This is a genomic window from Curtobacterium sp. 8I-2 (assembly GCF_902506155.1).
Lineage (GTDB): Bacteria > Actinomycetota > Actinomycetes > Actinomycetales > Microbacteriaceae > Curtobacterium > Curtobacterium poinsettiae.
Genome location: NZ_LR732827.1, coordinates 1,982,296 through 2,007,426 on the forward strand (window position 1 = coordinate 1,982,296; position 25,131 = coordinate 2,007,426).

Below are 25,131 nucleotides of genomic sequence, written 5' to 3' on the forward strand. Positions count from 1 at the left end.
CCCCATGACCGACCAGACCGCACTCCAGTACACGGCCGACCACGAGTGGCTGCTCGTCGAGGGCGACACCGTCACCGTCGGCATCACCGACCACGCCGCCGAGCAGCTCGGTGACGTCGTCTACGTCGAACTCCCCGCCGTCGGCACCGCCACCACCGCCGGCGACCAGATCGGCGAGATCGAGTCGACCAAGAGCGTCGGCGAGCTCTTCGCCCCGATCGAGGGCGAGGTCGTCGAGGTCAACGACGCCGTCGTCGACACCCCAGACACCGTCAACCAGGACCCCTTCGGTGCCGGCTGGCTCGTGAAGATCAAGGTCGACGGCACCTCGTTCCCCGAGGACCTGATGGACCACGACGCCTACCGGGCCTCCATCGCATGACCGCGTTCGAGAACCTCCAGACGTCCTTCGCCGACCGCCACATCGGCACCACCCCGGCCGACCAGCAGGAGATGCTCGACGTCGTCGGGCAGCCGTCGCTCGACGCCCTGGTCCGTGCCGCGATCCCGGAGTCCATCCACGTCGGGCCCGTCGCCGACTCGGTGATCCCGGCCGCCGTCGGCGAGACCGAGGCGCTCGCCGAACTCCGCGCGAAGGCCGGTCGCAACACCGTCCGACGCGCCATGATCGGTCTCGGCTACCACGGCACCCACACCCCCGCGGTGATCCAGCGGAACGTGCTCGAGAACCCGAGCTGGTACACGGCGTACACGCCCTACCAGCCCGAGATCTCGCAGGGCCGCCTCGAAGCGCTCATCAACTTCCAGACGATGGTGTCCGACCTGACCGGCATGGCCACCGCCGGCGCCTCGATGCTCGACGAGGGCACCGCCGTGGTCGAGGGCATGCTCCTCGCCCGCCGCGCCTCGAAGGTCAAGGGCGACGCGTTCCTCGTCGACGCCGACCTGCTGCCGCAGACCCGTGCGTTGCTCGACCACCGTGCCGACGCCGTAGGCATCACGCTGCGCGCGTTCGACGCCGTCGACGGCCCCAGCGACGAGCAGCTCGACGGGGCGTTCGGCGTCATCCTGCAGTACCCGGGCGCATCGGGCCGCATCGTCGACCCGTCGTCCGTCATCGAGCGCGTCCACGCCGGCGGTGGCATCGCCGTCGTCGCCGCCGACCTGCTCGCGATGACCCTGCTCGCCAGCCCCGGCGACCTGGGGGCCGACGTCGCCGTCGGCACCAGCCAGCGTTTCGGCGTCCCGCTCGGCTTCGGCGGCCCGCACGCCGGCTACCTCGCCGTGCGCGCCGGCCTGGAGCGCCAGCTGCCCGGTCGCCTGGTCGGGGTGTCCTTCGACGCCGACGGCCAGATGGCCTACCGCCTCAGCCTGCAGACCCGCGAGCAGCACATCCGCCGCGAGAAGGCGACGAGCAACATCTGCACCGCGCAGGTCCTGCTCGCCGTGATGGCGTCGATGTACGCGGTCTACCACGGGCCCGAAGGCCTGCGGTTCATCGCCGGTCGGGTCGCACGGACCACCGGTGCGCTCGCCGCCGTGGCACGCGACGCCGGGGTCGAGATCGTGCACGACGCGTACTTCGACACGCTCACCCTGCGGGCCGTCGGTCGCGCCGAGGCGATCGTCGCGGCAGCGCAGGACGCCGGCTACCTGCTGCACGTCGTGGACGCCGACACCTTCCAGCTCTCCGTCGACGAGACGACCACGCCCGACGACGTCGTGGCGCTGGCGGGCGTGCTCGGCGCGGTGGACGTGACGGTGCCCGCGACCGAAGCAGCCGTGCGCGACAAGGCCACGGGCCTCCCGTCCGCCCTGCAGCGCGAGAGCGACTACCTGACGCACCCCGTGTTCAGCGCACACCGCAGCGAGACCCGCATGATGCGGTACCTCAAGCACCTGTCCGACAAGGACTACGCGCTCGACCGCGGCATGATCCCGCTCGGCAGCTGCACGATGAAGCTCAACGCGGCGACCGAGATGGCCGCCGTGACCTGGCCGGAGTTCGCGAACATCCACCCGTTCGCACCGCGTGAGGACGTCGAGGGGTACCTCGACATGATCGGCGACCTCGAGTCGTGGCTCGCCGAGGTCACCGGGTACGACACCGTGTCCCTGCAGCCGAACGCCGGCAGCCAGGGCGAACTCGCCGGGCTGCTGGCCATCCGCGGGTACCACCAGGCTCGTGGCGACGAGGACCGGACGGTCTGCCTGATCCCGTCGAGCGCGCACGGCACGAACGCCGCATCCGCGGTGCTCGCCGGGATGAAGGTCGTCGTGGTGGCCTGCGACGAGAACGGCAACGTCGACCTCGAGGACCTCCGGGCCCGCGTCGCCGCCAACGCCGACACCCTCGCAGCGCTGATGATCACGTACCCGTCCACCCACGGCGTCTACGAGCACGACATCCGCGAGATCTGCGACGCCGTGCACGACGCCGGCGGCCAGGTCTACGTCGACGGCGCGAACCTCAACGCGCTGCTCGGGCACGCCCGCTTCGGCGACTTCGGCGGCGACGTGTCGCACCTCAACCTGCACAAGACCTTCTGCATCCCGCACGGTGGTGGCGGCCCCGGCGTGGGTCCCGTCGCCGCGAAGGCACACCTGGCGCCGTTCCTGCCCGGGCACCCGTTCGCGCAGCAGGCCGACCGGCGCTCCGGTGCGACGACGGCCGACGCCGACGACCGCCTGGCGCACGCCGGTGGGCCGGTCAGTGCGGCGCCGTACGGCAGCCCGAGCATCCTGCCCATCACGTGGACCTACGTCCGGATGATGGGGCTCGAGGGCCTCACCCGTGCGACCGAGGCTGCCGTGCTCGGGGCGAACTACATCGCGTCCCGCCTGCGCGAGGCGTTCCCGGTGCTGTACACGGGCGACGACGGGCTCGTCGCACACGAGTGCATCCTCGACCTCCGACCGCTGCGGGACACCACGGGGATCACGGTCGACGACGTCGCGAAGCGCCTGGTCGACTACGGGTTCCACGCGCCGACGATGTCGTTCCCGGTCGCGGGCACGCTCATGGTCGAACCGACCGAGAGCGAGGACCTCGCCGAGCTCGACCGCTTCGTCGACGCCATGCTCGCGATCCGGGCCGAGGCCGCAGCGGTCGAGCGCGGAGAGTGGCCGGCGGACGACAACCCGCTCGTGCACGCGCCGCACACCGCCTCGTCGGTGATCTCGGGGGAGTGGGCGCACGCCTACACCCGCGAGCAGGCCGTCTACCCGCTGCCGGGCATCAGCGGCCGGAAGTACTGGCCGCCGGTGCGCCGCATCGACCAGGCGTACGGCGACCGCAACCTGGTGTGCGCCTGCCCGCCAATCGAGGCGTTCGCGTAGGCATGACGAGACGATCCGGTCGAGCGCTCACGAGCAGCCGATGACGACCGGACGGACACGCGGGGCGGTCCGTTGCACGATGGCCACGGACCGCCCCGTCGCTGTACGACGGCGGCCGGGGCCCGATTCAGTGGGCGCGACTCGGTGCCTGTCGACTTGCACAAGCTGCACGCCGGTGCAAGGGGATCGTTGCACATGCAACAAATCGGCGAACGTCGCGGTACTGCGCCCGAAACTTGCATCATTTCGCAACGATCCTGCGATTTGGTTTCCGATTTGTAACCGATGTCCCCTGGACTTGGAGACGGCTCCTGACACTGCATACAGTGCAGAGGTCAAACGCTCCGGGGCACTCGTGTGCCCGGCGCGTCCCATGCACCAGGAGGAATCTTGATCAAGAAGCGCGCTGGGCTTGCAGCTCTCGCCGTGCTCGGGGCCACAGCAATCGCCCTGACCGGCTGCTCTGGCTCCGGGAGCTCCGGCAACGACGCCACCAAGTACGTCACCGCCAACGGGTCCGAACCGCAGAACCCCCTCATCCCGTCGAACACCACCGAGACCGGTGGCGGCAAGATCATCGACGCGATGTTCGCTGGCTTGAAGACCTACAAGCCGGACGGCACCGTCGTGAACGACCTCGCAAAGAGCGTCGAGTCGACCGACTCCAAGACGTACGACATCGTGCTCAAGTCGGGCCAGGAGTTCTCTAACGGCGAGAAGATCACCTCCGAGTCGTTCACCAAGGCGTGGGACTGGGCATCGCAGCTCAGCAACGCCCAGGGCGCGCGTGACTTCTTCAACAACATCGAGGGTTTCAACGAGAAGAAGGACTCCGAGCTCACCGGCCTCAAGGTCAAGAGCGACACCGAGTTCTCCGTCACATTGACCGGGCCCGACGCCGACTGGCCCGCCCGCCTTGGCTACTCGGCCTTCGTCCCGCTGCCGTCGGAGTTCTACAAGGACACTAAGGCCTTCGGTGAGAACCCGATCGGCAACGGCCCGTACAAGTTCGCCAGCAAGGACGCCTGGAAGCACAACCAGAAGGTCGACCTGGCGGTGAACAAGGACTACGACGGCTACCGCAAGGCGAAGAACAACGGCGTGGAGTTCGTGTTCTACACGAGCCTAGACACCGCGTACTCCGACGCGCAGGCCGGCAACCTCGACATCCTCGACACGGTGCCGGCGGCGAACTTCAAGACGTACAAGTCGGACTTCCCCGACCGCAACGTCAACCAGGACGCGGCGATCTTCCAGGGCTTCTACATGCCCTACTACCTCGACCACTGGAAGGGCGAGGAGGGCAAGCTCCGCCGTGCGGCGCTGTCCGAGGCGATCAACCGCGAGGAGATCACCAAGAAGATCTTCGACGGCACCCGCAAGCCCGCCACGGACTTCACCTCGCCGACGATCCCGGGGTACGACGACTCGCTCACCGGCGACGACGTCACGAAGTACAACCCGTCGGACGCGAAGAAGAAGTGGGCCGAGGCCGACAAGATCTCGCCGTGGAAGTCGAGCGACACCTTCACGCTCAGCTACAACGCCGACGGTGGGCACGAGGACTGGGTGACCGCGGTCGCGAACAGCATCTCGAACTCGCTCGGCATCAAGGCCGAGGGCAAGGCGTACGCAACCTTCCAGGAGTCCCTGGCCGCGCAGACGGACAACAAGCTCACCGGTGGCTCTCGCACCGGTTGGCAGGCCGACTACCCGTCGCTGTACAACTTCCTGCAGCCCAACTTCGAGACCGGCGCCGGCAACAACTACGCCCGCTACTCGTCCTCGGAGTTCGACAAGTCCCTCGCTGACGCGCAGGCGCAGACCGACGAGAAGTCCGCCGACGAGGGCTTCGCCAAGTCGCAGGAGATCCTGCTCCAGGACCTCCCGACCATCCCGCTCTGGTACGCGAACGAGGTCGGCGTCTGGTCCGACACCGTCTCGAACGTCCAGTTCGGCTGGAACACTGTGCCGGCCATCTACGCGGTGACCAAGAAGTAGTCCACGGACTCTTCACGAGCGGGGGCTCGAGGCGATCATTCGCTCTCTAGCCCCCGTCTCCGTGGGCGCAGCAGCGCCCACACCAGCGCACCAGCGCGACGAGTGCTCCTCGCGGTCGGGGACTGCGAGCAGGCTCGTGAAAAGCAGGACCTCCGGGTCCGACAACCCCCACGAAAAGACAATGATCGACATGCCAGCACCGAACCGGGCGATGATCTGATGCTCTGGTACCTCGGCAAACGCCTCCTACAACTGATCCCCGTGTTCTTCGGGGCGACGTTCCTCATCTATTTCATGGTCTTCTCTCTGCCCGGAGACCCGATCCGCGCGCTCTACGGCGACCACCAGCCGTCCGCCGCGGTCATCGACCAGATCCGCGCTCAGTACAACCTGGACAAGCCGTTCATCATCCAGTACCTGCTCTGGATAGGCGGTCTCTTCCGCGGGGACCTCGGTCAGACGTACAGCGGTGTCTCCGTGAGCACCCAGCTCGCCCAAGCATTCCCGATCACCGCACGCCTCGCGATCCTGTCGCTCGTGTTCGAGGCCGTCGCCGGTGTCGTGGTCGGTGTCGTCGCGGGTCTCCGCAAGGGCAAACTCTTCGACGCGACCGCCCTCGTGGTGAGCCTGCTGCTCATCTCGGTACCGACGTTCGTCATCGGCTTCGTGCTCCAGTACGTGTTCGGCATCAAGCTGGCGCTGTTCCGCGCGACCGTGAGCAGCGAGGCTCCGTGGTCCGAGCTCATCCTGCCCGCGATCGTGCTCGCGTCCGTGTCGTTCGCCTACATCGTTCGTCTGACCCGTGCCAGCGTCGCCGAGAACTCCACCGCGGACTTCGTGCGCACCGCGACGGCCAAGGGCCTGCCGCGACGACGCGTCGTGACCGTGCACATCTTCCGGAACTCGCTCATCCCGGTGGTGACCTACCTCGGTGTCGACGTTGGCAACCTGATGGTCGGTGCGATCGTCACCGAGGGCATCTTCAACATCAACGGTGTCGGTGGGACGGTCTTCCGGGCTGTGTCGCTGAGCCAGGGCCCGACGGTCGTGTCGTTCGTCGCCGTGATGGTCATCATCTTCATGCTCGCCAACCTTCTGGTCGACCTGCTTTACGCCGTCCTAGACCCGAGGATCCGCTATGCCAAGTAACGCCACGACGCACTACGTCGCCCCAATCGAGGAGACGCCGCTCCAGGCCGTCGACCAGGTCAACGAGGACGAGAAGACCCGTTCCGTCTGGACCGATGCCTGGCAGGCCATGCGCCGTCGCCCGACGTTCTGGGTGTCCGGCGTCCTCATCGTCATCATCGCGCTCGTCGCGATCGCTCCCGGCCTGTTCGCGCACGTCGACCCGCGTTCCTGCACGCTTGACAACGCGGCCGCCGGTCCGCGTGCCGGTCACATCCTCGGCTTCACCCGCCAGGGCTGCGACGTCTACTCGCGCGTTATCTACGGCACGCAGAACTCGCTCATCGTCGGCATCGTCGCCACTGTGCTCGTCGTCGTCATCGGCGTGATCATCGGCGCGCTGGCCGGCTTCTACGGCGGATGGCTCGATGCGGTCGTGTCTCGCGTCGGCGACATCTTCTTCTCGATCCCGACCGTCCTTGGTGCGATCGTGATCATGTCGGTGCTCCCGGCGCGCAACGCCATCTCGGTGGCGTTCATCCTCGCGATCTTCGCCTGGCCGCAGATCGCCCGCATCATGCGCGGCGCGGTGCTGAGCGCCCGGAACGCGGACTACGTGACCGCGTCGGCAGCGCTGGGCGTCAGCCGCTTCCGCACGCTCGTCCGGCACATCGTCCCGAACGCGATCACGCCTGTGATCGTCGTGGCGACCGTGTCGCTCGGCACGTTCATCGTCGCCGAGTCGACGCTGACGTTCCTCGGGATCGGCCTCCCGCCGTCGGCGCTCAGCTGGGGCTACGACATCAACGCCGCCCGACCCGGACTACGTACCAACCCGTCGATCATCTTCTGGCCGTCCGCCGCCCTGTCCATCACCGTGCTCGCGTTCCTCCTCCTCGGCGACGTGGTCCGCGACGCGCTCGACCCGAAGGCGAGGGCCCGTCGATGAGCGAAACCCTGACCCAAACCGGCCCCCGCGGCGCGCACCCCAAGGGCGCACCGCTGCTAGAAATCCGCGACCTCCAGGTGGGCTTCCGGACACAGAACGGCTTCGTCGAGGCGGTACGCAACACCACGTTCACCCTGGAGCAGGGTGAACGGCTGGCGATCGTCGGCGAGTCCGGTTCCGGCAAGTCGACCAGCGCCCAGGCGATCATCAAGCTGCTCCCCGGTACCGGTGAGGTCACCGGCGGCTCGATCAAGTTCAACGGGCGCGAGCTCGTCGGGCTGAGCGACAAGGAGATGTCGGAGATCCGCGGGAAGGAGATCGGCTACGTCCCCCAGGACCCGATGTCGAATCTCAACCCGCTGTGGTCGATCGGCTTCCAGGTCGAAGAGGCTGTCCGTGCGAACGGCATGGCGACCGGACGCAAGGCCGTGCGCGAGCGTGCGATCGAGGTGCTCAAGGAAGCCGGTCTCGGCGACGCTGCGAACCGCCTGAAGCAGTACCCGCACGAGTTCTCCGGCGGAATGCGGCAGCGCGTGCTCATCGGCATCGGTCTGTCGAGCCGCCCGCAGCTGCTCATCGCCGACGAGCCGACGAGTGCGCTCGACGTCACGGTCCAGCGCGTCATCCTCGACCACCTCGAGACCCTGACCCGCGACTTCGGCACCTCGGTGCTGTTCATCACGCACGACCTCGGCCTCGCTGCCGAGCGGGCCGAGAAGCTCGTCGTGATGTACAAGGGACAGGTCGTCGAGGCCGGCCCCTCCAAGGAGATCCTGGCCAACCCGCAGCACCCGTACACGCAGCGCCTCGTCGCGGCGGCCCCCTCGCTGGCCAGCCGTCGCATCCAGTCGAAGGTGCAGCACCAGCGGATCGACATCGCCGACACCGGCAGTGACGACGCCGAGCTCATCGCCCGCGCCCAGGAGCGCGAGCACCGTCCAGCCGAGGACCTCATCGTGGTGAAGAACCTCGAGAAGGTCTACAAGCTGCGCGGCAAGAGCCTCGCCACGCGGGAGCTCAAGGCCGTCGACGACGTGTCGTTCTCGATCCAGAAGGGCACCACCACGGCGCTCGTCGGCGAGTCCGGTTCGGGCAAGTCGACCGTCGCGAAGCTCGTCCTGCAGCTCGAGAGCATCACGAGCGGCACCGTGCAGTTCGACGGCATCGACATCGGCGCGCTGAAGGGCAAGGACCTCTTCGACTTCCGCCGCCGTGTGCAGCCGGTGTTCCAGGACCCGTACGGCTCCCTGGACCCGATGTACAACGTCGGGAACACGATCGCCGAGCCGCTCGCCACGCACAAGGTGGGCGACAAGGCCTCGCGCCGTGCCCGGGTGCTCGAGCTCCTCGACCAGGTCGCGCTCCCGAAATCGATGGTGAACCGCTACCCGAACGAGCTGTCCGGTGGTCAGCGACAGCGCATCGCCGTCGCTCGCGCGCTGGCGCTCAAGCCGGAGGTCATCGTCCTCGACGAGGCCGTCTCCGCGCTCGACGTGCTCGTGCAGGGCCAGATCCTCGACCTGCTCACCGAGCTGCAGACCGAGCTCGGCCTGACGTACCTGTTCATCACGCACGACCTCGCGGTCGTCCGCCTCGTCGCGGACAACGTGTGCGTCATGCGTCGTGGGCAGATCGTCGAGAAGGCGACGACCGACGAGGTCTTCGCCGCCCCGAAGGAGCAGTACACGAAGGACCTCCTGGCCGCCATCCCCGGCGCCGGGTTCGAGTTCGGACGCTGATCCCCCTGGACACGAACGAGGCCGGACGCCCCCTCGTCCTCCGCGCTGGTCGCGGGGGCGCGGTGGCGGCCGGCCTCGTCGCCGTCCTGGGCGTCTTCCTGCTGGGCGACGCCGCGTTCCGGGGGAGCTGGGACGTCGTGCTCCGCGCCGCCGGCCCGATCGCCGTGCTCGTCTGGGCGCTCTGGGTCCTGACCTTCCGCCCGTGCATCGTCATCGACGACCGTGCGGTCACGGTGCTCAACCCGCTCCGCCGCACCGTGGTGCCGTGGCACGCGGTCGCCGACGTCCGGCTCCGCTGGCAGATCGTGATCGAGACGGTCGCCGGACGCAAGGTCCAGTGCTGGGGCGGCCCGTCGCTGCCGCGGCCGAAACCCGCCCGACGCGGCGAGCGTGCCGTGATGCGCCAGCCCGACGAGATGACGGTCCTGCTCGACCGATGGTCTGAGCGCCGCGCCGCGACCGGCACCGGTGATGCCGTGCGCGGCTGGGACGCGCCGGCACTGGCGGTCGGCGCCGCTGCGCTGGCGCTGCTCGCCGCTTCGCTGCTCAGCCTGTGGCTGGGAGCCTGACGCGGCTCGCGATCGCGACCACACGACGGACGGGAGGCCCGGCGCACGACGTGCGTCGTCCCTCCCGTCACGGCCGTCGCCCCGCTGGCGCGGTGCGCCGGTACCGGCGGGATGGGCCCACCTCCCGTCACGGCCGTCGCCCCGCTGGCGCGGTGCGCCGGTACCGGCGGGATGGGCCCACCTCCCGTCACGGCCGTCGCCCCGCTGGCGCGGTGCGCCGGTACCGGCGGGATGGGCCCACCTCCCGTCCGTCTGCTGGTCACGACCGCTGCCGCGCTTGGTGAGCAGAAATGGTCGGGTCCGCGGGTGGGACCCGACCATTCCTGCTCACCATGCGGAGCGGTGAACGTGACCGTCGTCGTCAGACGACCGCGCCGACCCGCTCGGTGAGCAGGTGCTCCTGGTCGGTCTGGATGCAGGCGACGCCACGGCCGTGCACGGGCTCGAGGCCCGGGTCGATGGTGCGGCACTGCTCCTGCCGGCCCTCGTCGAGGAGCTGGTAGAGCGGGCAGCGCGTGCGGAACCGGCAGCCGTCGATGCGCTCCGTGGGGGAGGGCAGGTCGCCCTCGAGCAGGATGCGCCCGCGGGCGGCCTCGGCCATCGGGTCCGGCACCGGGACAGCCGACAGCAGGGCCCGCGTGTACGGGTGCTGCGGGTCCGAGAAGACCGCGTCCCCGTCGCCGTACTCGACGATGCGGCCGAGGTACATGACGGCGACGTCGTCGGCGATGTGCCGGACGACGGACAGGTCGTGCGCCACGAACAGGTAGGACAGGCCGAGACGGTGCTTGAGGTCCTCGAGCAGGTTGATCACACCTGCCTGCACCGAGACGTCGAGTGCGGACACCGGCTCGTCGAGCACCAGGATCTTCGGCTCCACGATCAGCGCGCGGGCGATGCCGATGCGCTGCCGCTGGCCACCCGAGAACTCGTGCGGGTACCGGTCGATGTAGGTCGGCTCGAGGCCGACCAGCTCGAGCACCTCGCGCACGCGCCGACGGATCTCGTCCTTCGCGACGCCGTGCACCGTGAGGGGTTCGCCGATCACCGAACCGATGTCGAGGCGCGGGTCGATCGACGCCATCGGGTCCTGGAAGACCACCTGGATGTCGCGGCGCAGGGCCAGACGGTCCTTCTTGGAGAGCGAGGCGGTGTCGACGCCGTTCACCCGGATGGTGCCGTGCTGGGCGCCGGCGAGTTCGAGGATCTCCATGATCGTCGTCGTCTTGCCGCAGCCGGACTCGCCGACCAGGCCGAGCACCTGCCCGCGCTTGAGCGTCAGGGAGATGCCGTCCACCGCGTGCACCTCGCCGATCTGCCGGCGGAACAGTGCGCCCTTGGTGAGCGGGAACGTCTTGACCACGTCGTCCAGTTCGAGCACGACGTCGTCGCCGTGGTCGACGCTGGCCTCGGGGACGTCCTCGGGGCGGGGGAAGATCTCCGAGCGCTCGAGGGTGCCCGCGGCGATCTCGTCGCGGCGGATGCACGCGGCGGTGTGCTCGTCGAGCAGGGTGCCGTTGCCGATCGTCTGCACGGCGCCGGTCATGACCGGGTTGTCGGCGCTCTGCGGCACCGTCGTCGCGACGAGGGCGGGTTCGCCGTCGCGGCAGGCGTCGAGGACGGCCGGGCAGCGGTCGGCGAACGGGCAGCCCGTCGGCTTCTGCGTCAGCAGGGGCGGGCGGCCGTCGAGCGGGACGAGCCGCTCGGTGCGGGCGGAGGTCATGTTCGGCATCGAGCGGAGCAGCCCGATCGTGTACGGCATCACCGGCTCGCGGAACAGCGGCAGGACCGGTGCCGTCTCGACGATCCGGCCGGCGTACATCACGGCGACGCGGTCGGCGTTGCCGGCGACGACGCCCAGGTCGTGCGTGATGAGCACGACGGCCGCACCGGTCATGTCCTTCGCGGTCTGCAGCACGTCGAGGATCTGCGCCTGGATCGTCACGTCGAGGGCGGTGGTCGGCTCGTCGGCGATGATCAGCTTCGGGTCGTTCGCGATGGCGATCGCGATCATCGCGCGCTGCCGCATGCCGCCGGAGAACTCGTGCGGGAACGCGTCGAGCCGTCGCGCCGGGTTCGGGATGCCGACGATGCGCAGCAGTTCCTCGGCGCGGGTGCGCGCGGCGTGTGCGGTCAGCGACCGGTCGTGCAGGCGCAGGCCCTCGACGATCTGCTGCCCGATCGTGTACACCGGCGTCAGGGCGGACAGCGGGTCCTGGAACACCATCGCGATGTCACGACCGCGCAGCGCCGACATCTCACGGTCGTTCTTGCCGACGAGCTCCTGCCCGTCGAAGCGGATGCTGCCCTGCACCTGGGCGGACGATGGCAGCAGGCCCATCACGGCCATCGAGGACACCGACTTGCCGGACCCCGATTCACCGACGATCCCGAGGAACTCGCCGGGGGCGACCGAGTAGTCGACACCCCGGACCGCGTAGACGGGCTTGGTCTTCGGGTTGAACGTGACCGACAGGTCGGACACGGTGAGCAGCGGCTCAGTCACGGTTGGCTCCGGAGGTGGGGTCGATGGCGTCGCGCAGGGCGTCGCCGAGCAGGCTGGTCGAGAGCACGGTCGCGACGAGGGTCGCTGCGGGCAGGACGAAGAGCCACGGGCGGGTGACGGCCGACTGGCTGCCGGCGGCGAGCAGGGTGCCGAGCGAGACGTCGGGGATCTGGATGCCGAAGCCGAAGTAGCTGAGGGCGCTCTCGGAGAGGATCATCGCCCCGACACCCAGCGTCGCGTCGATGATGAGCAGCGATGCCACGTTGGGCAGGATGTGCCGTCGGATGATGGTGAACGAGGGCACACCCATGAACCGGGCGGCCTTGACGTAGTCGCGCTCGCGCAGGGACATCGTCTGCCCCCGGATCACCCGGGCCATGATCATCCAGCCGAAGATCGCCAGCCCCACGATGAGTGCGAGCCAGCTGAGGTTCTTGAACAGCGGGCTGAGGAGCACGAGCGCGTAGAACGACGGGATCACCAGGAGCAGGTCGATGCCCCAGACGAGCGCACGGTCGACGAACCCACCGAAGTACCCGGCGACGGCGCCGACGATGCCGGCGATGAGGGTCGCGGCCGGTCCGGCGATGAGTCCGATGAGCAGCGACTTCTGCAGGCCGACCAGGGTCTGCGCGTAGATGTCCTGGCCGATGTCGTTCGTGCCGAACCAGTGCGCGGCGCTCGGCGGCATGCCGAACGCGAGCCCGTCGGAGTCGGAGGCGTTCCAGTGGTACAGGTGCGGGCCGACGAACGCCCAGAGGATGATGAGCAGCAGCGCACCGCCGCCGATGCGCGCGCGCCAGGTGCCGAACACCTTGCGCCAGAGCGGGGTGCGGCCGCCCTTCACCTCAATGACGTGCGCCGGCGTCCCGGCGTTGCCGTCGCCGGGGTCACCGGCGGTGGTCGTGGTCGTGGGGTCGAGAACAGACACGGGTCACACCCTCACTCGCGGGTCGAGCGCGGCGTACAGCAGGTCCGCGAGGGTCCCTGCGATGAGCACGAGGATCGCCGTGAAGAGGATCGTGCCCGCTGCCGCGTTGATGTCGTTGTTCGTGATGCTCTGGATGAAGTACTCACCCATGCCGTGCCAGCTGAAGACCAGCTCGGTGATGCTCGCACCCGTCAGGATCAACCCGAACGAGTAGGCGAAGAAGGTCGACATCGGGATGAGGGCGACCCGCACGCCGTGGCGCATGATCGCCGATCCGCGCGTGCGGCCCTTCGACCGGGCGGTCCGGATGAAGTCGTTCGACAGGACGTCGAGCATCGCGGAGCGCTGGTAGCGCGAGTACGACGCGACGGCGCCGACCGTCAGCGAGATCGTGGGTAACAACAGGTGCACGAGTCGGTCGCCGAGCACCGGGAAGAACCCGCTCACCCCCGGCGTGTACTCACCGGTGAAGCTGATCACCTGCGCGCCGACGCCCTGGTTGAGGGAGGTCGCCAGGATCATCAGCACGACCGCGATCACGAACGGCGGGGTCGCGAGCACCGTGAACGACGCGTAGGTCGAGACCTGGTCGGACACCTTGTACTGCCGGACTGCGTTCCAGACGCCGAGCAGCACGCCGAAGAGCGCACCGAGCAGCGTGCCGATCACGAGCAGCCGCAGGCTCGTCCCGGACCGGGCGATGATGTCGGCCGTCACCTCGGTGCCGCGCGAACTCACGCCGAGCGACCCGTGCGTGACCAGGCCGACCCACCAGTCCCAGGTGCGGACGAGGATGGGGGTGTTCGGATCGGCGCCGAGCTTGCGGAGCGACGCGTCGATGGTGCCCTGCGGCACGGCCGGGTTGCGCCCGAGGAACCGGGCGGCCGGGTTGAGCGTCGTGCTGGCGAGGATGTACCCGAGCGTGGTCGCCACGATCGTCAGGACGATGTAGTTGACGATCCGCTTTGCGATGAAGGCGAGCATGTGGTTGGTGACCTCTGGGTGCGGCCGTCCGTCCGGACGGCGTTGTCGGTGGCGACAGGCTAGCCGGTCCGGACGGCGGGGTGGGACAACGGAAGTGACGTTATGCAACATTCGTTACGAGCGTGTTTCGATTCCTCGCAGAGACCCTTGTGCAGCCTTCGGATGTGGCTAGGGTTCTCAACCAACAGACGCGACGGCGGGGCCGCCGCGGTCCAGCGCGAACTGCGCGAACCACAACGAAAGGGAATCCTCGCCATGCGAAAGAGGATCAAGGGCATCGCCGTCCTGGCCACCGCTGCGGCAGCTGCCGTCGTGCTGGCAGGCTGCTCCGGCGGCGGAGAAGCGGGCGGGAACAACTCCGCGGTCGCCGAGTCGTCACTGAAGTCGACCGGCTGGACCGTCGCGGACCGCGCTGACGTCAAGGACGGTGGGTCGATCACCCTGCCGATCGACACAGCTCCGGCGAACTGGCAGCTGCAGAACCTGGACTCGGGGACGGTCGACGACACGACGATCTCGCAGACCTACCTGCCGAGCTTCATCCAGTTCAAGGAGAACGGCGAGTGGGAGGCGAACAAGGACTACGCGACGTCCGTCGAGCTGACCAAGGACTCGCCCCAGACCGTCGAGATCAAGATCAACCCGAAGGCCGTGTGGTCGGACGGCACCCCGATCAGCGCGAAGGACGTCATCGCGAACTGGAAGGCGCTGAACGGCACGAACAAGGCGTTCGCGCCCCTCGCCACCAACGTGTGGGAAGACGTCGACTCGGTCAAGCAGGGCTCCGACGAGCGTGACGTCATCATGACGTTCTCGAAGACCAACGCCGACTGGGCGAGCGTCCTGACGGCCATCTACCCGTACTGGGCCGTCGACACCCCGGACCACTTCAACAAGGCCTGGGCCAAGGGTCCGTACGCCGCCGACGGCAAGACCTACGTCTCCGGTGGTCCGTACATCCTGAAGTCCTTCGACACCAACGGTGGCGTCGTGACCTTCGAGAAGAACTCCAAGTGGTGGGGCGACCCGGGCAAGCTCGACACGATCGTCTTCAAGACGGTCTCGCGTGACGGCGTCGCCCAGGCGTACGGCAACAAGGAGCTCGACGCGTTCAACCTGAACGGCAGCGCCGACAACCTCAAGACGGCGAACTCGCGGTCCGACTCGAAGATCGAGCGCTCGCTCGGCACCACGCAGCGTCAGATCACGCTGAACGGCACCTCGGACGTCTTCAAGGACCAGGACGTGCGCCAGGCGTTCGCACAGGCCATCAACCGCAAGGTCGTGGCCCAGGCGATCCTGTCGCCGGTGAAGAGCCCGGGCGACGTGCTCAACAACCTCGTCTACCTGCCCGGTCAGCAGGGCTACGAGGACGACGCGTCGAGCGTCTACGGCTACAGCACCGACAAGGCGAAGTCGAAGCTCGAGGACGCCGGCTGGAAGATCGGTTCGGACGGCTACGCGACCAAGGGCGGCAAGGAACTCGACGTCCGCTTCGTGATCCCGTCGGACAACCCGAACTCGGCGAACGTCGCGCAGCTCGTGCAGCAGCAGACGAAGCTCGCCGGCTTCAAGGTGACCATCGACACCGTCCCGACCGACGACTTCTTCACGAAGTACGTCACCACGTCGACGCGTGACTTCGACGCCACGTACTTCGCGTGGCAGGGCACCCCGTTCCCGATCTCGTCGCTGAAGTCGATCTACTACCCCGCCGACGCCGGCCAGAACTACAGCGGCGTGACGGACGACTCGCTCGGCGCCGCCTGGGACAAGGCGAACGGCGAACTCGACGCGGATGCCCGCATCAAGGACGCGCAGGCCATCGGCAAGAAGATCGTCGCGGTCGCCGGCACCATCCCGCTGTTCGCCGAGCCGTACGCCTGGGGCGTTCGCAAGGACCTGGTGAACTACGGTCCGGCGCAGTTCCAGCAGTCGTCGGTCAAGTGGCAGGACGTCGGCTACAAGAAGTAGCCACACCGCACGAGAACGACACCGCACACGAACGACACCCCCGACGTCGCACGACGTCGGGGGTGTCGTTCTGCGTCGGGGCGAGTCAGAACTGTGCCGCCGCGAGCGACGCGGCGAACCCGAGGACCACGAGCGCCAGGATCGTCCAGCCGTGGGTGCGGTGCGTGATCGGCGCAGCCGTCACGGACGACGGGGGCGGGCCGTCCTGCGTCACCGGAGCGGGCACGTGGGTCAGCATCAGCGCGGCCGCAGCGTCGACGTCCAGGCGATCCGGGCCTCCTGGCCGGTCACCGGTGTGCGCGGCGAGACGCGCCGTCGGGCGGGTCGCGATCCAGACGCGGCGGACGCCCTCGCTGGTGACCACCTCGATGCCGTACTTCGTGCGCACCTCGCTGACGCGCGACCAGGTGTAGGTGCTGGTGCGCCGGACGTCGACGATGCGCAGGTGCTCGGGCGTCAGCTCGAACCGCGGCCGCCACAGCACCGCCCACGCGACGAAGGCGACGGCGATGGTCGGGATCGGCACGAGCCACGGGGTTCTGCCGCCGATCAGGGCCAGCGGGACGAGCACGACGGCCACGACCCAGAGGACGAGGGCGAGGGCGCGCAGGCCCGGGGCGACGATGGTGGTGTGCACCGGACGAGGGTACGAGATGCCTCCCCGGAGACGCCCGGGGAGCGGGTGTGACACACCGGCGCGTATCTCCGGACGACCCGATTCCCCGGGGAGGCAGATCCTTGACGGACCCTCGTGCCGTCCATGGTCGTCGCCCCCGGTTGGGGTGTCAACACCCCGTTTCGACGAGTTCAGCGGACTCCCACGCCGGGGCTACGAAACGAGCAGTTCGATCTGTTCGCGGATCGTCTCGGCCTTCGGGAACCGCAGGCCGACCAGGCCGATGTGGCGCCATCGGAGCACGCCGTCGGGGCCGATCACGAACACGGATCGTCGCAGGCCGATCCCCGGTGCCTGGACGCCGTAGGCGCGGATGACCGAGCCCGCGGTGTCGCTGAGCAGGGGGAACGCGAGCGAGGAGCCGCGGGCAAACTCCTCGTGCGAGTCGAGTGCCTGGGGGCTGATGCCCCACACCGTGGCACCGAGGTCGGTGAACTCGTCGAGTTCGGCCTGGTAGCTGCAGAGCTGGGCCGTGCAGATCGCCGTCGCGTCGCCCGGGTAGAAGGCCAGCACGACCGTGCGGCCGATCTCGGCGGACAGGTCGTACTCGTCGTCGGAGCGGACGCCACGGCGCACGACCATCCCCGGCAGGGTGAACGACGGTGCGGACTCGCCGATCGCGGGGATGCTCATGCGCTCACCGTAGGGCTGCGGTTCGGCCCTCGGACCTCGGCGCGCTGTGCTGGGGCTGTGGATGCGCCCGGTGGCGCGCTGAACGGCCGACGGGCCAGCGAGCCGGCGGCCCCGCGACGCGGCGTTCCGCCAGCGGCCCCGCGGCCTACGCGAACAACTGCGGGAACGCGTGCGCCACCCAGGGGTACCCGACGAAGACCACCGCGTCGAGCAGGGCGTGCGTGATCACGAGCGGCAGCAGCCGACCCCACTTCGTGTAGATCCAGCCGAACACGACGCCCATCACCGCGTTGCCGATGAACGCCCCGAAGCCCTGGTACAGGTGGTAGCTGCCACGCAGCAGTGCGGTCGACAGGATCATCTGCCAGCGGCCCCACCCGAGGTCACCGAGCCGGGCGTAGAGGTACCCGATCACGATCACCTCCTCCTGCAGCCCCGAGCGGATCGCGGACAGCAGCAGGACCGGGATCGTCCACCAGTACGAGTTCAGTGCGGCGGGGTCGACGGCGACCGTGATGCCGAGCGCACGTCCGGCGAAGTACAGCGCGAGCCCCGGGATCCCGATGCAGAGCGCGATCAGGGCCGGGCCGCCCAGGTCCGGCTTCGCCCGGAACCGGTCGATGCCGAGCCGGCCGAGGTGCGGTCGCGAGGTGCTCCACAGCAGGTAGCAGACGAGTGCCACCGGGGCCAGGTCCACCGCGATGCCCAGGAGCTGCCGGGCGAGGTCGACGTACTGCACCGTCGTCGACGAGGTGTTCAGGGCCGTCGACTGCTCGCCGAGCGGCGTCGTCTGCGACAGGTCGTCGATGATCTGCAGGATCGAGTACAGGGCGCTGGCGCCGAGCGAGAGCAGCAGGACGATGGTGATCTCGACCCACGTTCGCCGACGGCTCATCGTCAGTACTCCTGTCTGTTGCGAACTACCGGTAGACTGGCGTGTCGGGCGTTCTGCCCGCGGGTGCGGTGCTGTGAAGACACTGGCCCGACACTCTCCCAGAAATTGAAGGATGTCCTGTATGGCGCTCGCCACCCGGTCCGACCTGCGCAACGTCGCCATCGTGGCACACGTCGACCACGGCAAGACCACCCTCGTCGACGCGATGCTCACGCAGACCAACTCGTTCGACGCCCACTTCGAGGGCGAAGACCGCATGATGGACTCGAACGACCTCGAGCGCGAGAAGGGCATCACGATCCTCGCGAAGAACACGTCGGTGCTCTACAACGGCAAGCACGCGACCGAGTTCGGCTCGGACGGCCCCATCACCATCAACGTGATCGACACCCCGGGTCACGCCGACTTCGGCGGCGAGGTCGAGCGCGGTCTGTCCATGGTCGACGGTGTCGTCCTGCTGGTCGACGCGTCCGAGGGCCCGCTGCCCCAGACCCGCTTCGTGCTCCGCAAGGCGCTCGCCGCGAAGCTCCCGGTGATCCTGCTCGTCAACAAGACGGACCGCCCCGACTCCCGCATCGACGAGGTCGTCTCCGAGTCGCAGGACCTGCTGCTCGGCCTGGCCTCCGACCTGTCGGACGAGGTCGACGACCTCGACCTCGACGCGATCCTCGACGTCCCGGTGGTCTACGCCTCGGGCCGCAACGGTGCCGCGTCGCGCAACAAGCCGAACGACGGCGAGCTGCCCGACAACGACGACCTCGAGCCCCTGTTCGAGGCCATCCTGCAGCACGTCCCGGCGCCGAAGTACGACGACCAGCACCCGCTGCAGGCCCACGTCACCAACCTCGACGCGTCGCCGTTCCTCGGTCGTCTCGCGCTGCTGCGCATCTTCCACGGCACGATGAAGAAGGGCCAGACGGTCGCGTGGGTCAAGCACGACGGCACCGTCGTCAACGCCCGCATCACCGAGCTCCTCATCACCAAGGCACTCGAGCGCTACCCGGCCGAGTCGGCCGGCCCCGGTGACATCGTCGCCGTCGCCGGGTTCGACACGATCACCATCGGTGAGACCCTGTCCGACCCCGAGGACGTCCGCCCGCTGCCGACCATCACGGTCGACGACCCGGCGATCTCGATGACGATCGGCACGAACACCAGCCCGCTCGTCGGCAAGGTCAAGGGCCACAAGCTGACCGCCCGCATGGTCAAGGAGCGCCTCGACCGCGAGCTCATCGGCAACGTCTCGCTCAAGGTCCTCGACATCGGTCGTCCGGACGCGTGGGAGGTCCAGGGTCGCGGCGAGCTCGCACTGGCCATCCTCGTCGAGCAGATGCGTCGTGAGGGCTTCGAGCTCACCGTCGGCAAGCCGCAGGTCGTCACCAAGCGTGACGAGAACGGCAAGCTGCAGGAGCCGTACGAGCACATGACGATCGACACGCCGGAGGAGTACCTCGGCGCGATCACGCAGCTCATGGCCGCTCGCAAGGGCCGCATGGAGAACATGACGAACCACGGCACCGGCTGGGTGCGCATGGAGTTCATCGTCCCGTCGCGTGGCCTGATCGGCTTCCGCACGTCGTTCCTGACCGAGACCCGCGGCACCGGCATCGCCAACGCGATCTCGCACGGCTACGACGAGTGGGCCGGCCCGATCCAGACCCGCATCAACGGCTCGATCGTGTCCGACCGTTCGGGTGTCGTCACGCCGTTCGCCATCACGAACCTCCAGGAGCGGATGACGTTCTTCGTCAACCCGACCGAAGAGGTCTACGAGGGCATGGTCATCGGCGAGAACTCGCGCGCCGACGACATGGACGTCAACATCACGAAGGAGAAGAAGCTCACGAACATGCGTTCGGCGAACGCCGACTCCTTCGAGTCGATGACGCCGTCGCGCCAACTCTCGCTCGAGGAGTGCCTGGAGTTCGCGCGCGAGGACGAGTGCGTCGAGGTCACCCCGGCCGTCGTCCGCATCCGCAAGGTGGAGCTCGACGCGCAGGCCCGCCAGCGCTCGTACGCCCGCCTGAAGCGCCAGGACGCGTAAGCACCAGCACGAGCAACACCCTCGGAGGCCCGTCCTCCGTCCGACGGCCCGGTCACCTGCAACAGGTGGTCGGGCCGTTCGCGGTTGTACCGTGGTCAGCGTGACTCTCGACCTGCTCTCGATCTACCAGGACCTGCACGCCCACCCGGAGCTCGGCTTCCAGGAGCACCGCACCGCCGGTGTCATCGCCGCGAAGCTCGCCGAGATCGGGGGGATCGACGTGACGACGGGCGTCGGCGGCACCGGCGTCGTCGGTGTCGTCGCGAACGGCGAGGGCCCCGTGGTGTGGCTCCGCGCCGACATGGACGGCCTGCCGGTGCAGGAGCGCACCGGCCTGTCGTACGCCAGCGAGCACGTCGGCACCGACGACGAGGGCCGGGACGTCCCGACCATGCACGCCTGCGGCCACGACATCCACGTCACGTGGCTGCTCGGCACCCTCGAGCGCCTCGTCGCGACCACGGGGGACTGGCGCGGCACGGTCGTCGCCGTCTTCCAGCCTGCTGAAGAGGTCATCTCCGGCGCACGCGCGATGGTCGAGGACGGCCTGGTCGAGCGGTTCCCGAAGCCGGACGTCGTGCTCGGGCAGCACTCCGCGCCCGCACCGGTCGGCATCGTCGCCGTCGGCACCGGCCCGGTGATGGCGTCGAGCGACCGGCTGACGGTGACGTTCAACGGCCGCGGGGCGCACGGCTCGGCGCCGCAGGCCTCGCTCGACCCGGTCGTCACCGCGGCGTCGGCCGTCGTGCGGCTGCAGACCGTCGTCGCGCGCGAGGTCTCGCCGAGCGACGCGGGTGTCGTCACCGTCGGCAGCTTCCACGCCGGCACACGGGCGAACATCATCCCCGACGAGGCCGTGATCGAGATCTCGACCCGTGCCCGCAACGAGGAGACCCGCCAGCGCATCATCGCCTCGATCGAACGCATCGTCCGTGCCGAGAGCGCGGCCGGTGGGCTGTCCGAGCCGACGATCATCCGTGCTCCGGGCGCCGAGGTCACCGTGAACGACGCCGAGGCCGCCGCCACCGTGCTCGACGCCATCCGTGCCGAGGTGCCGGGTGCTCGCGACCTGGAGATCGGGCTCGCCATGGCGTCGGAGGACGTCGGACAGCTGGCCACCGCCGCCGGCGCGCCGCTCGTGTACTGGTTCACGGGCATCACCGACCCGGAGCGCTTCCGCCGTGGCGAGGAGATCCCGAGCAACCACTCGCCGTTCTACGCGCCGCAGGCCGAGACGGCGATCCCGGTGGGTGTCGACGCCCTGGTGGCGGCGACGCGCGCCTACGTCGCCTGAACCGTCCGTCGGCACGGAGGCCCGGGGCGGCCCCGCCGCGCAGGTGACCGCCCCGGGGACGGCACGTTCACAGCCAACTCGCGCCGCGCCTCCCGGCTCGTCCGTTACGGTCACGCCATGCGTTCCCTCCGTACCCCGCTGATCGCCGCCGTCGCTGCCGGCATCGCCCTGGCCGGACTCACCGGCTGCTCGACCGAGGCCGTGCAGCAGGCCACCGACCTCGGGTCCTCCGTCGCCTCGAACGTGGCCGACGGGGTCGCCGGCATCGACGGCAAGGCGATCCAGGACGGCATGTCCTCGGTCGCCGGTGGCATCGACGGCGCGCTCGACACGGCGCTCAAGGGCGCCGACGTGACCTCCGACGGCAAGGTTCCGGACGGGTTCCCGTCGGCAGACGTCCCGCTCGTCGACGGCACGGTGCTGGGCGGCGGAGCCGGACCGAACGGCTCCGGGTGGGTCGCGCAGGTCCGGGCGGCCTCCGTCGACGACTTCCGGACGGCCGCGCAGCAGCTCACGGATGCCGGGTACACCGAGTCGGCGAAGCGCGCGGACTCGTCCAGCGCGTTCGGCATGTTCCGGAGCGACGGCTACCGTGTCGTGCTGACGTTCTCGGACAGCAAGGACAGCGGTGGCGTCACGGCGACCTACATCGTCACGCCCCGCTAGTCCCGTACCCTTGGGGACGATGTCCAAGGCCCCCGCCACGCGCCCGGAGCGCGTCCTGATCGTGCACGCCCACCCCGACGACGAGACGCTCTCGTCGGGTGGGACCATCGCCACCCTGCTCGAGCGCGGTGCCGAGGTGACCGTGCTCACCGCGACCCGGGGCGAGCGCGGCGAGATGCTCACGGAGCAGCTGGCTCCGCTCGCGGGCGACCCCGCGCGGGTGGCGCGGCACCGGGAGACCGAGATCGCCGCGGCCCTCGCCGCCCTCGGCGGGCCGCAGCACCTGTGGCTCGGTGGTCGCGGCGCGCGGCCGACCGACCTGCCCGAGCGTCGGTACGTCGACTCCGGCATGCAGTGGGGCCCGGACGGCCGGGCCACCGCTGCGGCCGACGCCCCGGCCGACTCGCTGACCGCGGCCGACCTGGGCGAGGTGGTCGACGACGTGCGCGCCGCCATCCGTTCCACCGGAGCCGACGCGGTGATCAGCTACGCCGACGACGGCGGCTACGGACACCCCGACCACGTGCGGATGCACCACGCGGCGCAGTACGCGGCCCGTGCCGAAGAGGTCCCGTTCTCGATGATCGTCGACCCCGACAGCGGGCAGGCCGACGTCACCGTCGACGTCCTGCCGGTCCGGGCCAAGGTGCGGGCGGCCGTCGAGCAGTACCGCTCCCAGGTCGCCGTCGACCCCGTCGACCCCGCCGACCCGGGCGCCCTGTCGTGGGTGATGCCGCACGGCGTCCGACAGCACGCCCCTGCGGTGGAGGCGTTCCGGCACGACGCGGCCCCGCAGCCGGGGGCGCCGCAGACCTACGGCGAGATGTCCGGTCAGGGCAAGGCCGCGGCGGTCGTGGTGTCGCTGCTGGTCGGGCTGCTCGCCGGCGGCCTCGGCACGGTGACGCACCAGCAGACGCTCGGCGCGTTCCCGATCGGACTCGTCGTCACCACCCTCATCGTGCTCGGCCTGACCGTGGGCGTGCGGCTCGTCTACCGCTCGCGGACGATGGTCGCCGCGATCGGCATCGGCATCCTCGTCGCGACGCAGGTGCTCGTGTCGGTCGGTGGCGAGAGCTCGCCGCTCGTCCTCGCCAACGCGGCCGGGTACGTGTGGACCTTCGCCCCCGCGGCCATCACCGCCCTCGTCCTCGCGTGGCCGGACCTGTCGGGGCTGCGGTCCCGGACGGCCCCGGGCCACGAGTAGACTCAAACCCGCTCGTCGAAGGGAGCACCCGAACCGTGACCTACGTGATCGCCCAGCCGTGTGTCGACGTCAAGGACCGCGCCTGCATCGACGAATGCCCGGTCGACTGCATCTACGAGGGCGACCGCTCGCTGTACATCCACCCCGACGAGTGCGTCGACTGCGGTGCGTGTGAGCCGGTCTGCCCCGTCGAGGCCATCTACTACGAGGACGACCTGCCCGACCAGTGGGCCGACTACTACAAGGCCAACGTCGAGTTCTTCGACGAGGTCGGGTCGCCCGGTGGCGCTGCGAAGGTCGGCGTGATCCACAAGGACCACCCCGTCGTCGCTGCCGAGCCCGTCCGCGGCTGACCGGACCCCTCGTGGCGCTCGACCTCCCCGAATTCCCCTGGGACCAGCTCGTCCCGTTCAAGCAGCGCGCCGCGGCGTACGAGGGCGGGATCGTCGACCTCAGCGTCGGCTCGCCCGTCGACCCCACGCCCGAGGTCGTTCGCACCGCCCTGGCCACCGCCACCGACGCGCACGCCTACCCGCAGGTGGCCGGCACCCCGGCGCTCCGGCAGGCCATCGCCGACTGGTACGGCCGGCGGCACGGTGTCGCCCTGACCGAGGCGAACGCGCTGCCGACGATCGGCTCCAAGGAGTTCATCGCGGGCCTGGCGCTCTGGCTCGGCATCGGCCCCGGCGACACCGTGGTGTTCCCGGCAGCGGCGTACCCGACGTACGAGCTCGGTGCCGCGCTGGTCCGGGCCGACGCCCTCGCCTCGGACGACCCCGCCGAGTGGCCGTCCACCACGAAGCTCGTCTGGCTGAACTCCCCGGGCAACCCGGACGGCCGCGTGCTCACCATCGACCAGCTTCGTGCCGCCGTGGTGCGCGCCCGCGAGCTCGGGGCCGTCATCGTCGGCGACGAGTGCTACGCCGAGCTCGGCTGGGACCCGGAGTACGCCACCACCCCGACCCCCACGATCCTCGACCCCCGGGTCGTCGGCGACTCGCTCGACGGCGTGCTCAGCGTGTACTCGCTGTCGAAGCAGTCGAACCTCGCCGGCTACCGTGCTGCCTTCGTCGCCGGTGACGCCGCGATCTTGGCCGACGTGCTGGCCGTCCGCAAGCACGCCGGGCTGATGCCACCGCTGCCCGTGCAGCAGGCGATGGTCGTCGCGCTGCAGGACGAGACCCACGTGCAGCAGCAGAAGGCCCGCTACCGTGCCCGTCGGAACATGCTCCGGCAGGCACTCGAGGGCGCGGGCTTCCGCATCGACCACAGCGAAGCCGGGCTCTACCTCTGGGCGACCCGCGGCGAGCCGGCGCTCGACACCGTCGCCTGGCTCGCCGACCGCGGGATCCTCGTCGCACCGGGCACGTTCTACGGTGCAGCCGGGGACGAACACGTCCGCGTGGCCCTGACGTCGACCGACGAACGGATCGCCGCAGCCTCCCAGCGACTGGCGAGCAGCCGGCGCCTCGGCACCGCGTAGCACGGACACGAGCACTCCCGCCGGCGCCCGCAATCCCTGGGAACCACCAAATCGTCACCTGGGATGTGTGCACGACCGACAGGTGCCGCGATTAGGCTGTCCTCGTGACTGACACTGCCAATGACGCTCAGAAGACGGCCACACCGCCCACCACG

Annotated in this window: 20 protein-coding genes; 14 read left to right on the forward strand and 6 right to left on the reverse strand. The window is 69.4% G+C overall.

The annotated features are described in order from the left end of the window. Nucleotides 1–4 precede the first annotated feature (4 nt). The 7 genes from gcvH to BOSE127_RS13235 all read left to right on the forward strand — a co-directional run bounded on the left by gcvH (nucleotide 5) and on the right by BOSE127_RS13235 (nucleotide 9,686). Complete coding sequence (gcvH, locus tag BOSE127_RS13205; protein WP_017887079.1) at nucleotides 5–382, forward strand: glycine cleavage system protein GcvH; 378 nt, start codon at nucleotides 5–7, stop codon at nucleotides 380–382. Further along, nucleotides 379–3,300, forward strand: a complete 2,922-nt coding sequence (gene gcvP, locus BOSE127_RS13210; protein ID WP_159557569.1) for an aminomethyl-transferring glycine dehydrogenase — start codon at nucleotides 379–381, stop codon at nucleotides 3,298–3,300. Before gcvH ends, gcvP begins: the two co-directional genes overlap by 4 nt. Nucleotides 3,301–3,690: 390 nt before the next feature. Next, entirely contained in the window at nucleotides 3,691–5,301 is a 1,611-nt protein-coding gene (locus BOSE127_RS13215; protein ID WP_042539370.1) for a peptide ABC transporter substrate-binding protein, read from the forward strand. A gap of 219 nt (nucleotides 5,302–5,520) precedes the next feature. Then, nucleotides 5,521–6,450, forward strand: coding sequence for an ABC transporter permease (locus tag BOSE127_RS13220; RefSeq protein WP_042539366.1), 930 nt, complete (start codon nucleotides 5,521–5,523; stop codon nucleotides 6,448–6,450). Next, nucleotides 6,440–7,378, forward strand: a complete 939-nt coding sequence (locus BOSE127_RS13225; RefSeq protein ID WP_042539365.1) for an ABC transporter permease — start codon at nucleotides 6,440–6,442, stop codon at nucleotides 7,376–7,378. Before BOSE127_RS13220 ends, BOSE127_RS13225 begins: the two co-directional genes overlap by 11 nt. Next, on the forward strand, nucleotides 7,375–9,117 hold the full coding sequence (locus tag BOSE127_RS13230; RefSeq protein ID WP_159557571.1) for a dipeptide ABC transporter ATP-binding protein: 1,743 nt from the start codon (nucleotides 7,375–7,377) through the stop codon (nucleotides 9,115–9,117). The genes BOSE127_RS13225 and BOSE127_RS13230 overlap by 4 nt, the downstream gene beginning before the upstream one ends. 62 nt (nucleotides 9,118–9,179) lie before the next feature. Then, nucleotides 9,180–9,686, forward strand: coding sequence for a PH domain-containing protein (locus BOSE127_RS13235; protein WP_042539361.1), 507 nt, complete (start codon nucleotides 9,180–9,182; stop codon nucleotides 9,684–9,686). A 361-nt stretch (nucleotides 9,687–10,047) separates the two neighbouring features. Here BOSE127_RS13235 and BOSE127_RS13240 read toward each other — a convergent pair whose 3' ends face one another. Genes BOSE127_RS13240 through BOSE127_RS13250 form a run of 3 tightly spaced genes read right to left on the reverse strand, consistent with a single transcriptional unit; the run spans nucleotide 10,048 to nucleotide 14,107 of the window. Then, nucleotides 10,048–12,192 carry an ABC transporter ATP-binding protein gene (locus BOSE127_RS13240; RefSeq protein WP_017887072.1) on the reverse strand — a complete coding sequence of 715 codons (2,145 nt, stop codon included), beginning with the start codon at nucleotides 12,190–12,192 and terminating at the stop codon, nucleotides 10,048–10,050. Next, entirely contained in the window at nucleotides 12,185–13,123 is a 939-nt protein-coding gene (locus BOSE127_RS13245) for an ABC transporter permease (protein ID WP_017887071.1), read from the reverse strand. The genes BOSE127_RS13240 and BOSE127_RS13245 overlap by 8 nt, the downstream gene beginning before the upstream one ends. Nucleotides 13,124–13,126: 3 nt before the next feature. Beyond that, the gene (locus BOSE127_RS13250) at nucleotides 13,127–14,107 is read right to left on the reverse strand and encodes an ABC transporter permease (protein WP_159557573.1); all 981 of its coding nucleotides are present in this window, start codon (nucleotides 14,105–14,107) and stop codon (nucleotides 13,127–13,129) included. Nucleotides 14,108–14,362: 255 nt separating this feature from the next. Between BOSE127_RS13250 and BOSE127_RS13255 the strand changes: the two genes are divergently transcribed. Beyond that, nucleotides 14,363–16,081: an ABC transporter family substrate-binding protein gene (locus BOSE127_RS13255; protein ID WP_159557575.1), complete on the forward strand. Its 1,719-nt coding sequence runs from the start codon at nucleotides 14,363–14,365 to the stop codon at nucleotides 16,079–16,081. Nucleotides 16,082–16,166: 85 nt separating this feature from the next. On the opposite strand, the gene BOSE127_RS13260 is transcribed toward BOSE127_RS13255, so the two are convergent. The 3 genes from BOSE127_RS13260 to BOSE127_RS13270 all read right to left on the reverse strand — a co-directional run bounded on the left by BOSE127_RS13260 (nucleotide 16,167) and on the right by BOSE127_RS13270 (nucleotide 18,285). Continuing rightward, complete coding sequence (locus tag BOSE127_RS13260; RefSeq protein WP_159557577.1) at nucleotides 16,167–16,718, reverse strand: PH domain-containing protein; 552 nt, start codon at nucleotides 16,716–16,718, stop codon at nucleotides 16,167–16,169. A 192-nt stretch (nucleotides 16,719–16,910) separates the two neighbouring features. Next, the gene (locus tag BOSE127_RS13265; protein ID WP_159557579.1) at nucleotides 16,911–17,390 is read right to left on the reverse strand and encodes a peroxiredoxin; all 480 of its coding nucleotides are present in this window, start codon (nucleotides 17,388–17,390) and stop codon (nucleotides 16,911–16,913) included. 145 nt (nucleotides 17,391–17,535) lie between these two features. Then, a complete protein-coding gene (locus tag BOSE127_RS13270) occupies nucleotides 17,536–18,285 on the reverse strand; it encodes a CPBP family intramembrane glutamic endopeptidase (RefSeq protein WP_017887065.1) in 750 nt (249 codons plus the stop codon). A gap of 121 nt (nucleotides 18,286–18,406) precedes the next feature. Between BOSE127_RS13270 and typA the strand changes: the two genes are divergently transcribed. The 6 genes from typA (at nucleotide 18,407) to dapC (ending at nucleotide 24,976) form a co-directional block, all read left to right on the forward strand. Beyond that, nucleotides 18,407–20,329, forward strand: coding sequence for a translational GTPase TypA (gene typA / locus BOSE127_RS13275; RefSeq protein WP_017887064.1), 1,923 nt, complete (start codon nucleotides 18,407–18,409; stop codon nucleotides 20,327–20,329). A gap of 100 nt (nucleotides 20,330–20,429) precedes the next feature. After that, nucleotides 20,430–21,623, forward strand: a complete 1,194-nt coding sequence (locus BOSE127_RS13280) for an amidohydrolase (RefSeq protein WP_236559551.1) — start codon at nucleotides 20,430–20,432, stop codon at nucleotides 21,621–21,623. A 117-nt stretch (nucleotides 21,624–21,740) separates the two neighbouring features. Then, a complete protein-coding gene (locus BOSE127_RS13285) occupies nucleotides 21,741–22,289 on the forward strand; it encodes a hypothetical protein (protein ID WP_017887062.1) in 549 nt (182 codons plus the stop codon). Nucleotides 22,290–22,308: 19 nt separating this feature from the next. Next, nucleotides 22,309–23,493: a PIG-L family deacetylase gene (locus BOSE127_RS13290; protein WP_159557583.1), complete on the forward strand. Its 1,185-nt coding sequence runs from the start codon at nucleotides 22,309–22,311 to the stop codon at nucleotides 23,491–23,493. 35 nt (nucleotides 23,494–23,528) lie between these two features. Then, nucleotides 23,529–23,846: a ferredoxin gene (fdxA, locus tag BOSE127_RS13295; protein ID WP_017887060.1), complete on the forward strand. Its 318-nt coding sequence runs from the start codon at nucleotides 23,529–23,531 to the stop codon at nucleotides 23,844–23,846. A gap of 11 nt (nucleotides 23,847–23,857) precedes the next feature. After that, entirely contained in the window at nucleotides 23,858–24,976 is a 1,119-nt protein-coding gene (gene dapC, locus BOSE127_RS13300) for a succinyldiaminopimelate transaminase (RefSeq protein ID WP_194590243.1), read from the forward strand. The last annotated feature ends 155 nt before the right edge of the window (nucleotides 24,977–25,131 follow it).

Coding starts and splice junctions, on each gene's coding strand:
- gcvH (WP_017887079.1), top strand. CDS start 5: ATGACCGACCAGACCGCACTCCAGTACACGGCCGACCACGAGTGGCTG.
- gcvP (WP_159557569.1), top strand. CDS start 379: ATGACCGCGTTCGAGAACCTCCAGACGTCCTTCGCCGACCGCCACATC.
- BOSE127_RS13220 (WP_042539366.1), top strand. CDS start 5,521: ATGCTCTGGTACCTCGGCAAACGCCTCCTACAACTGATCCCCGTGTTC.
- BOSE127_RS13225 (WP_042539365.1), top strand. CDS start 6,440: ATGCCAAGTAACGCCACGACGCACTACGTCGCCCCAATCGAGGAGACG.
- BOSE127_RS13230 (WP_159557571.1), top strand. CDS start 7,375: ATGAGCGAAACCCTGACCCAAACCGGCCCCCGCGGCGCGCACCCCAAG.
- BOSE127_RS13250 (WP_159557573.1), bottom strand. CDS start 14,107: ATGCTCGCCTTCATCGCAAAGCGGATCGTCAACTACATCGTCCTGACG.
- BOSE127_RS13255 (WP_159557575.1), top strand. CDS start 14,363: ATGCGAAAGAGGATCAAGGGCATCGCCGTCCTGGCCACCGCTGCGGCA.
- BOSE127_RS13265 (WP_159557579.1), bottom strand. CDS start 17,390: ATGAGCATCCCCGCGATCGGCGAGTCCGCACCGTCGTTCACCCTGCCG.
- BOSE127_RS13270 (WP_017887065.1), bottom strand. CDS start 18,285: ATGAGCCGTCGGCGAACGTGGGTCGAGATCACCATCGTCCTGCTGCTC.
- typA (WP_017887064.1), top strand. CDS start 18,407: ATGGCGCTCGCCACCCGGTCCGACCTGCGCAACGTCGCCATCGTGGCA.
- BOSE127_RS13285 (WP_017887062.1), top strand. CDS start 21,741: ATGCGTTCCCTCCGTACCCCGCTGATCGCCGCCGTCGCTGCCGGCATC.
- BOSE127_RS13290 (WP_159557583.1), top strand. CDS start 22,309: ATGTCCAAGGCCCCCGCCACGCGCCCGGAGCGCGTCCTGATCGTGCAC.